The following is a 12,391-nucleotide window of genomic DNA, read 5'->3' as shown; positions in this document are numbered from 1 at the left end:
AGATGAGCAGCTCATCTCGTTTTCTTAGAATTCATTTATGGTTTGAAAATAGTTTTAATACTACCTTCTTCTTTTTTATCAAATACACGATATGCCTCTGCTGCATCTTCAAGAGCGACTTTGTGCGTAATGATATCTGTTGGATCAAATGTGCCAGCCTCAATCATATCGTATAGCTTTGGCATTAAGTGAACAACAGGTGCTTGTCCCATTTTTAAGCTGACATTTCGGGTAAAGAAATCACCGAGTGGAAAGCCGTTCGCTTCTGATCCATAGACACCGGTCAATTGCACTGTTCCGAATTTACGAACCGATTGACTTGCTGTGATGATTGGGGAAATGGTTCCGAACTGATTATCGAATTCTGATCCGAATGTTTGACCGTTTGGTACTGTTCCATCCATTCCAACACAATCAATTACTACGTCGGCACCACCTTCAGTCATTTCATGTAACTGACTGCCAAGCTCCGGGTTGTCTTTAAAGTTAAAGGTCTCCACTTGATTTGTTCGTTTTCCATGTTCAAGACGATGATCAACCTGATCCACTGCAATTACACGTTTTGCGCCTTTTAACCAGGCAAATTTTTGTGTCATTAATCCAATTGGACCAGAACCAAGGACAATAACCGTGTCGCCTGCTTTGACGCCACTATGCTCTACACTCCAATATGCTGTCGGAATAACATCTGATAAGAAGACAACCTGTTCATCCTCAAGCTCACTTGATTCAGGTAGTTTAAATGAAGTGGAGTCGCCATATGGCACGCGTAAGTATTCTGCTTGTCCACCTGGATGGTTACCAAAATCTTCAGCAAATCCAAACAATCCGCCTGCATCCGAATGTGGGCTATTATTAGAATTATCGCATTGGCTTTCCATCTGATGATTACAATAATGACAATCTCCACAGCTTACGTTAAAAGGAATAACGACTCGGTCGCCTTTTTTAAGACTCTTAACCTCTGAGCCTACCTCTTCAACAATACCCATGGGTTCGTGACCAATCACGTAATCTTGTTCTGGAACGATCCCACCGTGGTATAAGTGAAGGTCAGAACCACATATTCCGCTTGCCGTAATACGAACAATAATATCTGTATTCTCCTGAATCGATGGTGCGCTTACCTCTTTCATCTGGATGTTTTCTTTACCCTGAAATGTTACAGCTCTCATCATCGCACTCTCCTTATACCATTTTGGGGGAGTATTCCTTTTCTACTATAAATTAAACATCACTCTTCTTACGCTTCTCATCTAATTCCTCTAGGAACTTCTTATATTCATCCTGATTGTTTGTTGTATTTGAGATCTTTTCAAGAGTTTGATAGTAGGATTGTTCATTGTATTCAAAAGCAAATGAGGCTTCATACCCCTTTGCGACCATTAAAGCGAATTCCCATGAACAATCGTGATATACGTCATCAATCGCTTCGGCTAACAGACTGATTGCCTCCAATATATCGTTTGTAATCACGGGATCCTTTTTAGCATACAAGCAGATGTGTGAGAACGTAGAGTTTAAGTAAAAAGCAAATGATTCCTTGCGAATGATGACTCGCAACTCATTGTTCGAATCTGTTAAATATGGCGAAAATCGTGAAACCTGAGAAATGGAGAGCAATAAGTCAGACAGCTGAAAAATGGCATTAGATGTTGTGTGAGGATCATCGTTTCCAAGTGCTTTGATAGCAATTTCTTTTAACTTATTAATTCCGAATTCAATGTCCTGTACTTCCGTTTTTTTGGAGCCAATAAAGACCCGCTTGTTAATTTCATGTGAATCAATTGGATAACGGCCTGTTTTCCAATACGTAAGCAGTGGAGCACCTTTTAACACAAATTCTCCAATTCGTCTCTCGAACTGAATAACCGTATCTACGGATTGTGCGTATTCAATCAGACGCTTGTAATCAACAATTTGGATATAGCCCGTTTTTGATGCAGTAATCGTAATACCTTCGCCTTCAAGCTGATCAGCTAAATTCCGTTGTGGTTCTGTTGTGCGGTATTCTTCTAAATCCTTCACTAATGTTGTCAAAATCTGATGCTGGGATTCGTCCTTCATATGTTGCATAATATTCGGAACCTGCATCCAGTTAATCGTATGACTAATAAAAATAACAAACGAACCGACGGCTATCAGCATAAAGAAAACGGTCAGAATGGGAATGGCCGAATAGTTTGAGGCAACAGCCTCGTCCAACACAAAAAAGGTTAGCAAAATAAATACAAACGCCATATTGAAGATACCCATCAAATGACGGGTTCGTCGATCAGAGATAAAGGTTGTTAGCATTCGCGGTGTAAACTGGCCTGAGAAGTTTGTAAGAACAACTAAGATAGAGTTTAGTGTGAACGCATTGAGTGTGATAATACCGGCCACAAGAGAACTAACAATTTGTCTTGTTAATTCATAATCTGCCTGAAAGAAATCTGTTGCCTCTAGACCAATTTTAAGATGCATGTCTAAATACCAAGCGAGAACGGCAAAAAGAAAACCGATAAACCCATAGGCCAAACAGATTAACCAAACATTTGATTTAAGGCTATATTTCATTTGATGATAGGACAGGCTGTTCAAACGCTGGAACGTGCGTTTTATGTATTGAACCGGGTGCAAGCGGATCATCCTCTCTAGAAGATGTTGTATCTAGAGAGTCTCTACCCTTTAAAGGCAGAAAAAAACATACTTCATTTACTTTTCTGATTCGTCTATGATGCCGTTATGGACAAGGTTAAGTTCAAGATTCACTTTAATATCCATAGTTGGATAGGACTCGTACCATTCATCCATCGTTAATCCTCTAATTCGATTCTTGGCTAGGGAGCCTAGTGCTAACGGATCAATTTCTAACTCTTGAAATAAATGAACGAGTGAAGTAAGTTTTTCTTGAAACTGATCTACACCATACCGTTCAAGTTCCCTCATAGTATACGGGTGAGTATCACCTTTGTTGTCTCCTAGTTCATTGATTGCTCCTTCTAAAGTAACAGCGATGGAAGTTATGAAACCGCCATCTGTGCTTCTTTCAATCGTATAGGATTGACTGACATTAACATTCTCAACGCTAACATAATTATCATCGGATAAATCTATCTGATAAAACCCACCTGAAAATCGTTCTCTTAGCAGCTTAAGGTAGGAGGCTTGACGAACATTTAGTTTATGGACACACTGATCTTCTTTAAATAAGGCTAAGCCAGTTACTTGGGCGCGGTCTTTATAAGGTTTAATCATTGGAAGATACATATCACTTCCATCCTCATAATAGTGATATAACAAAGAGTGCAGAGTCACTTTAGGAAAGATTTCTTCTTCACTTTCTTCAATTAGATCATTTAAGTATTCATACACCGTGATATCAAGTTTGTAATCTTGTGTGAGGAGATCATAGACTGTCCCTTCAACAATAGCAGGTCTTACATTTCGACCGATCACGGGATCTCGCTGAAGAATATCTAAAAAATAAAAAATTCCCTGCTCCGCTAATTTGTCTTGAAATAATAATAAATTTAACCGCCCCAAAACGAGTTGCTTCGAAGATTCTGTTTGCATCTTCTTCCTTGTAATACGAGATGTGTTACCGGTTGCACTGAATACAACTGCATTCGGAAGAGTTTCCCCTTCGCTTGGTAGAATGATTTGTGAGCCGGCGACCGTACGAAACTCATCCTCACTATTAACGTCATATCCCAGTGCCTGTATCAGTTGCAGTTCTTCTATAACCTGTGGACGAGGCGCACATCCATTCACTATTAGAAAACAAATGATAATGACAGCTACTTTCTTCATGCGCGCTCTCTCCTTTTTTTCAATATGTGACGAAGCCTGAAGCACACAAACAGGAAGGGAATATATCCAAAGAGAACGTAAAATCCAATACGGGAAGTGATGTCGTTTAATGTCTCAACATTCATGCGTCCGTTGATCTTAAAGGAAAGAATAAATAAAATGAGGCATAGCAATCGTAGCCAGGTACGTTGTTTTAATGGTATGACTCGTTTGGTTAACCTGCTTGCCGCCCATAAAAGTAAGCAGATGGATGGAAGAACAACAAACAACCATAGTGATACACCTATGTATTCAAATCGCTCGATGATCCCAAGATCTACGGCTTTCCATAAGGTGATTGTTGGCCATATGGTTTCTAGAAGTTGAGTTTTACTATAATAAGAAATCGTCAAGATCATCGCAATCATGTACATGCTCATGTTAAAAAATAGGCCAAGGTGAGTCCATTTTTGTGAAGAACGGGGATTTTTAAAAAAGGGATAGATCATAAAAAGAACACAAAGACCCAAAACATTTAAGGCCATGGCTTTTGCCCCTTTAGCGATATCAAGAATAGAATGATTAAAAACGGGTTTAAGGGTTTCAAGCTGAGAGTCAGGAAGAGTAAAAAAAATGGTCACGATAAGAGGGAATGTAATGAGCAAACTAATGACGGATAGTCCCGTTACCACTCGGATACCTTTTGTTGTATAGCTATATGCAATAGTCAAGAAGAGGAGAGTAAACACCCATGAATACACGTCAGGAAACATCCATGTTTCCAGGACTTCTGTATACGTACATATAACAGTGTAGGCAAGTAGCGCATAATAGCAGATAAAAAAAAGATTAAAGAGGACTCCTATATAAGGCCCAAACGTCATAAAATGAATGGTTGCTAGATCTCCGTTACATTGATTTAAAAGATAGTACATGATCCAAATGATTACATGGGTAGCTAATCCAGCAATAATGATTGAAATCCACGCATCATGGCCTGCTTTTACAACAATAAACCGCTCAAAACCAAGAATCCCTACACTGATCTGCACACCAACAATGATAAAGAAGCTTAAAAAGGGGGAGAGTTGACGTGTACGATTAGGGTTGTCATAAAGTTGCATAGCTCTCTCCTTACTCTTCAATATCAGATTTGGTTAAATGATTTCCTTCTTTTATATGCTTAAACCGTGTTCGTTTTTGCGCTCTGGCACTAGCTGGCCTTAATGATTGTAAGCGGAATGGCAAACGAAAAAATGAATCTTTTAAGTCAGCGATTCGTAAAGGATAGATGGGTGTTAAATAAGGTTTTCCAAGAGAGGTCAGCGCTAGAAGATGACTTAAGAAAAGCGCGAAGCAGGCAGCTACTCCTAAGAATCCTAACCATTGAGCGGCTAAGATAAATGGAAAACGAATCAAACGAATGGTGTTGCTCATTTGGTAAATAGGTGTGGTAAAGGAAGCGAGCGCTGTTAAAGCAACGATGATGAGAAGGATATTACTCGTTAACCCTGCGTCGACCGCGGCCGTTCCGATGACAATCCCTCCAACAATCCCAATGGTCTGACCAATTTTTGTTGGCAGGCGGGCTCCAGCTTCTCTCAAGAGTTCAATAACAAGTTCAAGGATAATGGCTTCGAAGACTGGAGAAAACGGGATTCCGCTCCTGGACGAAACGAGTGTATTAAGAAGGTTTGTCGGAATCATTTCGTAATGATACGTTAAAATGGCCACGTATAAAGCAGTGGAAAGAACTGAAAAAAGGATCGCAAACAAGCGAATTAAGCGGAAAATAGATGCGATCGGCCAAGGAAGAAAATAATCCTCGAACGCAGAGAAAAATTCAACAAATGATGTCGGACCCGTTAAAGCGTGAGGGGAGCCATCTAAAAGAAGGACAACCTTTCCTTCAGATAAGACTGATGCGACCCGGTCCGGACGCTCCGTATCAATTAACTGTGGAAAAACAGAGTTGGAATCATCTGCAATCAGTTGGGCAACAAAGGAACTATCTACTACCTGATCAAACTGAATATCTTGTACTCTTTGAGTCATCGTTTGAACAACCTGCTCATCTGCAATCCCATGTAGATACATAATGGCTGTTCTTGTTTTACTTAAATCACCTACTTTATATTCCTTTACAACGAGCTCAGGAATAGGCAATCGTTTTCGGACTAGGTTTAGATTGGTTTGTAATGATTCCACAAACGCCTCTTTAGGTCCGACCACACTGAATTCAACTTCGGGTAAGCTGACTGAACGCGTCTCAGCATGTTCAGCCGGAATAATAAGAAACAATCCTAATTCGCGTGTAGACCCAATCACAATGCCTCCACGCATGAATGATGCCATTAATATTTTGAAGGAGCTAGTTAACTCAATTTTTTCAATAGGAATGAGATCTCTTAGTTCACTTAAAGATGCATCAGGATGATTGGTTAGAGACAGTAGCACTTCATCATGTAGGATTTCAGGCTTGATAATCGATGCAAAATAATAGAGTGAAAACGAGTAATGTTCTATTTCTTCAAAGTCAGAGGACAGATTACAAAGCGCGATTAGTTCATCAAAGGATTGTATAGGCTGCTTAGGCGTTTGATTGAGCTTTTGATACAGGCGCTTTTGTTTCCATTTTCTAAGCACAATGATCCCTCATCCCTCAACAAGTATTCTTTATACAGTGTGTGATAAAGGGTATATTTATACATTTGCTGAGGCTAATGTAAGTGTTGATGCTTATGGACTGAAGAATAGACAATAAAAAAAGCCTCTTGAAAGAGACTTTTTTATTGCTCAATTGTTAGCTGATAATGATAAAAATCATTGTCGCGGACAAACCCATGCTTCTCATATAGTCGCTGCGCGGCATGATTATCCATAGCGGTGCTTAAGCTTAAACGAAAAATTTGATGCTGCAAGATCGTGTCTTTTACCGCTTGAAGTAATGCGTCGCCCACTCCACGTTTACGTGCTGACTCTGTTACATACAGATCATTTAATATAAAGGCTTTTTGCATAGCAATGGATGAAAAGGTTGGATAGAGTTGAGCGAATCCGAGATAGTCATTACCGTCTTTTGAAACGATTATGATCGAATCTTGATTCGTTAGACGCTCCGTTATGTACGAGGTTGCTCCAGCTACGTTTGTTTTCTGTTGATAAAATTCGCGGTACTTGTTAAATAAGTCTGAAACCGGTTCTAGGTCTTCGAGTGTAGCATGATAAACGTCCATAATCTCCCCCTATAAAACTCGTTTTTCTAAGTGTATAGAAAAAGTAAGAAAATAACAATCAATAGTATTATCCACAAATGTGCAAGAGACGTGTTAATAAGAACGTATCCCCATGTGGATATGTTCTACTCATCATGATTGGTTTAGTACGTAATAATGTTCTCTAATTCTACAGAGCTATCAAAAACTTGATCAATCCATAGAGATGCGGCACCAATGACATCTGCGTGGTCTCCGAGTTTGGATTTTACGATTTCAAGTGCCTGTGTACTAGCTTGAATCGAGTGAGCCTGGATCGCCGTTTGAAAAGGTCCAAAAAAGGTATCATTGGCTTTTAAAATTCCCCCTGATAGAATCAGACGATCTGGATTAAGGATATTAACCATACTTGACGTAGCTTTTCCCGCTAACATTCCTGCTTGAGCAAATTGTGCGATCGCTAATTCATCATTTAATAATGCCGCTTCGTAAACATGCTGGATGTGAATGGACCTGACATCCCCTGCTAAATCAGTTGCAATGGAAGCTGAGCTTAATTCAATCTTATTCTTAACTTCTCGAACAATAGATGGTTCGCTCGCATGCATTTCTAAACATCCTCTATTCCCGCATGGGCATTCCAAACCATCTTCATCTACAATTGTATGACCGATTTGACCAGCGGCATAATGAGATCCTCTAAACAAACTGTTATTCATGTAAACCCCTGCACCAATCCCGTAATCTACATTTAATGTAACCGTTGTTTCTCCTTCCTTCGCTTGACCAAACCATCTTTCAGCTAAAACTAATGTATTACAATCATTGTCAATTAAAATTGGATAAGAAAATCGTTTTTCAAGCTCTTCAAGTATCGGGAAAGATCTCCAAGAAAGCTGCGGAGGAAATACAAGAATTCCCTTTTCAGTGTCGACAATTCCGTGAAGTCCTGCACCCATTCCAATAATTTGATACTGATCAGGCTGGCACTGTTGGACAAGCTTTTCAACATAACTAAGGGCTTGTTCAGATGTGACATGTTTCGGTAATGTGGTTTGGCACATTTCTTTGATTTCGCCTTCTAAATTGATGACGGCTGCTTTAGCGAAGGTAGTAGCGATAGTAACAGCAAGTATATGAATGCCATTTGAACGAATTTTATAGGTTGAAGGAAATCTTCCTCTGCTTGTTTTGGTGGGACCGATCTCTTCTATTAATTGGCTTTGGATTAAGGTTTGGATGATTCCGGTGACAGCTGGTACGGTTAGTTGACTGAATTTTGAAAGCTGAGCTTTTGAGAGAACACCATGTTCCTTTAACAGCTTTAGGATTACCTTTTGATTAAAGGTTTTCATCTGTTCCCTGCTTAGCTTTGAGAAGAATTGCGACATGAGCTCACCTGTATTCTTTGTTTTTACCGTATCATACCACAATCACATTTATTAAAATAACTTAAATATATACTTGACTTAATAAAGTTATTTAAACTAATATAAAAATATGAAAGCGTTATCAAATAATTCCGAGTATAGGTGACTCTGAAGCTTGGAGGTGGACAGACGATGATTAGGAAAATAGAAACAATCACAATTAACACGGAAAAAAATAGATTTAAGCCAGCTTTAACAAACCTACAAGGTAGAAACTCAAAGAATGAGCTTCTTCATTTCTCAGATCATTTTATGATGATCGATGATAAACCATTGTTTGGAATCTGCGGTGAGTTTCACTTTAGTCGTTATGATTGTTCTAAATGGAAAGATGAACTTCTTAAGATGAAGATGGGTGGGATTACCATTGTCCCAACCTATGTAATTTGGAATCACCATGAGGAAGTAAAAGGGGAGTTTGACTGGGATGGTTCTAAGAATCTGAACCGATTTGTACGTCTTTGTCAGGAGTTAAAGCTTCAGTGTATTTTACGTATCGGACCGTTCGCTCACGGCGAGGTGAGAAATGGTGGATTCCCGGATTGGTTATACGGGGAACCCTGCCGTTTGAGAAGCAATGATCCGAACTATCTTCACCATGTTAAGCGGTTATATGGTGAGATCGGTCAACAAGTAAAAGGACTGATGTACCAAGATGATGGCCCGGTTATTGGCATTCAATTAGAAAATGAATTCTATCATGCGGGTGCCCCTTGGGAACATACGACGGGTACGAGTAATGAGTGGGTTTCGGGAGGAGAAGACGGAGAAGCGCATATTGTTCGCTTAAAAGAGATAGCGAACGATGCAGGCTTAGTCACACCTTTTTATACAGCAACAGGCTGGGGTGGAGCCGTCGCACCAACGTCCGAAGTGCTGCCGCTTTGGGGAGGATATGCTTTTTGGCCGTGGGTTTTCTATGATCCGAAAGTAACGGAGCACCCTGTCACGCCGGAATACATTTATCGAAACTACAACCACCCAACCTATAACTTCGAGCCACATTACAATCCGGAGGAGATTCCATTTGCCTGCTGTGAAATGGGTGGAGGAATGACGGTTTTTTATAAGTATCGTTTTAAGCTTCCTTACCAAAGTGTAGAGGCGATGGCGAATATTAAGGTTGCGGGCGGATGTAACTTTGTCGGGTATTATGTGTTTCATGGAAGCTCCAATCCAAAAGGCAAGCTCACTCCTTACTTAAACGAACATGCTACCCCTAAGATCTCTTATGATTACCAAGCACCAATTGGAGAGTTTGGTCAGGTAAGGGAATCGTATAAACGCTTGAAACGTCAGCACTACTTTTATAAAGACTTTGAAGATCTTTTTTGTGAAACAACCACCTACCTTCCTACAAACACAGACGACATGCGACCAGAAGATGTAGAAACCTTACGATACGCTCTACGAGTGAATGAGGGCAGAGGGTTTATTTTTATGAATAACTATCAAGATCATCTTCAAGCTCCTGCCAAGCACAATCTTCAATTTACATTACAAATGGATGAACAGTCTATTTCTATTCCATATGATGGTGGGTTTTCACTTGAGGAGGATATCAGTTGTATCTTGCCATTTAACCAACATTTATCAGGTGTAGAGCTACTCTATGCTACAGCACAGCTGTTAAAGAAACACGAATTGAGTGAAACACACCATCAGTACTTTTTCTTTTATCCTTTTGGTATGAAACCGAGCTTTCAATTAAGTAAGAAGCAGATTAAGGATATCTCGTGTTCTGAAGGAGATATCCAAGAGGATGAGAGTAGTTGGATCATTTACCCGAGTGAGTTGAGTTTGAGTAAAATCTCTATCCAAACAAACGATGGAATGCTCATTGATCTATTTACCATGTCAGATGAGCAAAGTTTAGATTTTTGGTCGTTTGAATGGAAAGGCACGCAGCATGCCCTTTTGACTGAGGCAACGGTATTAGTAGAAACAGATCGTATTCGCTTTGAGTCAGAGTCTGAAACACTGAAGGTCTCAGTTATTGATGGTATGTCTACACCAGATCTCACAGTACATTTAACTGAATGTTCAGAAGTAGAATTGCTTACTGAATACAAATGGAGTAAAGAAAAGGTGCACATTAAACCGATCATAGAGCAGTTGGACGAGCGAAGAATGACGATCTCCCTTCCACAGATGGATTATTCCCACGTGAAAGAATGGCTGCTCCGTACTTCCTATGAAGGTGATATTGGGTATGCCTTTCTCTCAAATGAGCTGGTGCATGATCACTTTCATAATGGTGATGTGTGGGAAATTGGGCTGAGCCATCTCTTAGAAAAATTAGTGGATGATTCTCTTTATCTTGTGATTTCTCCTGTGAAAGAAGGACGAGAGGTGAAAAGTGATTCACCGATGGCAGCAAGAAGTGAAATCGCATTAAAGGAAATTGCAACGATTCATTCTGTTGATGTAGTGCCAATCTATGAGTTTGACATAAATGATAAAAAGGGGCGTGCTAATACATGAAAAACCAAGCTAAATGGAGTCTCTCTATACTCGGAATCGGTCTATTTGCATTATCAGCTTGTAGTGGAGAAGATGCGGGAACGTCTGAAGATGGGGAGGTAACACTCACACTATGGAATAGATACCCTGAGCTACGAGTTCCTTTTGATGAATTGATCGCAAATTTTGAAGAAGAACATCCTGGTATCAAAATTGATAAACAGGATCTTCCGTTGGGAAGTCACGAAGCCCAATTCCAAACAGCACTTTCTGAGAATCAGTTACCAGACCTTTTTACGACGGCTGCTGATCTGCAAGAGCTTGTGGACGTTGGTGCCGTCCATTCGTTAAATGAAGTATTCACGGATGATGTAAAAGACCAGTTCTACGAAGGGACTTGGGGTGAGAATTTCACAGAACTCGATGGGGATGTCTACGTGTTTCCATGTGTTTCTCCACAAAGTGGTGCGTTTATCCTTTATTACAATGAGGATGTGTTTGATCAATTAGGTCTAACCGAAGAAGATGTTCCAGAAACATGGGAAGAGTTCCAGGAGCTTGGGGCATATATTTACGAGGAATCAGATGGAGCGATCCACGCTTTATCATGGAACAATGAAGCATGGTCAAATGAAGGCGTCATGAATCAGATGGCCACGGCGATCTCGCCTGATACCGCTTGGCGTCATGACTTTAAAACAGGGCTTCCAAGCTATGCGACACCAGGACTAATCGAAACAGCTGAATATTTAAAAACACTTTTTGATGAAGGTGTGATGACCCCGAATAGCATGGAGGTTGATACAGCGGCTGCTGAGGCAAGCTTTATTGCAGGTCAATCTGCATTCTGGATCAGTGGAAACTGGACGGGGACGCAGTTAGTACAATCGAATGGTTTTGAAAACTGGGGAGTTGCCCCTATGCCAACCAAAGATGGAAATCCTTATTACTATCCAGCGGGACGACAAGTGGATGGCATGCACGTGAATGCGAACACAGAGCATTGGGAAGAAACGAAGACGTTTTTAGAGTATTCGTTGGATCACTTACATGAAGAACTTTACGTGAAAACTGGAACGGCCATCCCGGCGAAGATGGATGTAGGAGGAGAAGCACCTTATCCTCAATATGATGATATCAAACTATTGCAGGAGGAATTAGCCATCACGATTCCAAAACCTGTGCAGCGTAATTTAGCGACCATTGAATTTCAAAGAGATGTTGCTGCTCGCCGAGAGTTTACAGGGGTTGGAGAGCCGGTTGTAGGGTATCTATCAGGTGCCATCCCGGATATTGAAGCTCAATTAAAAGAGATGGATTCAACTGCAGTTGAGATCTTTGAAGCAACACTTGAGGATCATCCTGATGTATCAATTGATGACTTCATCTTTCCGAATTGGGAGCCATTCACTCCATACACGTTGGACGATTATGAAGAACTAGAGTAGATCAAATAATTGATGTGCCGCCGTTAATGAATGGCGGTGCATCTTTTAAAAAGGAGTGAAT

9 protein-coding genes are annotated in these 12,391 nt (G+C 40.4%); 2 read left to right on the top strand and 7 right to left on the bottom strand.

From position 1 onward, the window contains the following. Positions 1-35: 35 nt before the first annotated feature. From ACQKKO_RS04835 to ACQKKO_RS04805, 7 genes are all read right to left on the bottom strand, one after another. Positions 36-1,175, bottom strand: a complete 1,140-nt coding sequence (locus tag ACQKKO_RS04835; RefSeq protein ID WP_498644862.1) for an alcohol dehydrogenase catalytic domain-containing protein — start codon at positions 1,173-1,175, stop codon at positions 36-38. Between the two features lie 52 nt (positions 1,176-1,227). After that, positions 1,228-2,622, bottom strand: coding sequence for a DUF2254 domain-containing protein (locus ACQKKO_RS04830; RefSeq protein WP_498644860.1), 1,395 nt, complete (start codon positions 2,620-2,622; stop codon positions 1,228-1,230). Between the two features lie 75 nt (positions 2,623-2,697). After that, the gene (locus ACQKKO_RS04825) at positions 2,698-3,795 is read right to left on the bottom strand and encodes a Ger(x)C family spore germination protein (protein WP_498644858.1); all 1,098 of its coding nucleotides are present in this window, start codon (positions 3,793-3,795) and stop codon (positions 2,698-2,700) included. Beyond that, complete coding sequence (locus ACQKKO_RS04820) at positions 3,792-4,898, bottom strand: GerAB/ArcD/ProY family transporter (RefSeq protein WP_498644856.1); 1,107 nt, start codon at positions 4,896-4,898, stop codon at positions 3,792-3,794. The genes ACQKKO_RS04825 and ACQKKO_RS04820 overlap by 4 nt, the downstream gene beginning before the upstream one ends. A gap of 10 nt (positions 4,899-4,908) precedes the next feature. Next, a complete protein-coding gene (locus ACQKKO_RS04815) occupies positions 4,909-6,420 on the bottom strand; it encodes a spore germination protein (protein WP_498644854.1) in 1,512 nt (503 codons plus the stop codon). A 143-nt stretch (positions 6,421-6,563) separates the two neighbouring features. Beyond that, the gene (locus tag ACQKKO_RS04810) at positions 6,564-7,010 is read right to left on the bottom strand and encodes a GNAT family N-acetyltransferase (RefSeq protein ID WP_498644852.1); all 447 of its coding nucleotides are present in this window, start codon (positions 7,008-7,010) and stop codon (positions 6,564-6,566) included. Between the two features lie 143 nt (positions 7,011-7,153). Continuing rightward, on the bottom strand, positions 7,154-8,344 hold the full coding sequence (locus ACQKKO_RS04805; RefSeq protein WP_498644850.1) for an ROK family transcriptional regulator: 1,191 nt from the start codon (positions 8,342-8,344) through the stop codon (positions 7,154-7,156). A gap of 207 nt (positions 8,345-8,551) precedes the next feature. Between ACQKKO_RS04805 and ACQKKO_RS04800 the strand changes: the two genes are divergently transcribed. Then, on the top strand, positions 8,552-10,903 hold the full coding sequence (locus ACQKKO_RS04800; protein WP_498644848.1) for a beta-galactosidase: 2,352 nt from the start codon (positions 8,552-8,554) through the stop codon (positions 10,901-10,903). Continuing rightward, positions 10,900-12,330, top strand: a complete 1,431-nt coding sequence (locus ACQKKO_RS04795; RefSeq protein WP_498644846.1) for an ABC transporter substrate-binding protein — start codon at positions 10,900-10,902, stop codon at positions 12,328-12,330. Before ACQKKO_RS04800 ends, ACQKKO_RS04795 begins: the two co-directional genes overlap by 4 nt. Positions 12,331-12,391: the final 61 nt, after the last annotated feature.

Origin of the sequence: Alkalihalobacillus sp. NPDC127517 (assembly GCF_050276055.1) — a bacterium.
Taxonomy (GTDB): Bacteria; Bacillota; Bacilli; order Bacillales; family Bacillaceae_D; genus Alkalicoccobacillus.
Note: the sequence above shows the minus strand (reverse complement) of the source record. Positions and strands in the feature narration are given on the sequence as shown.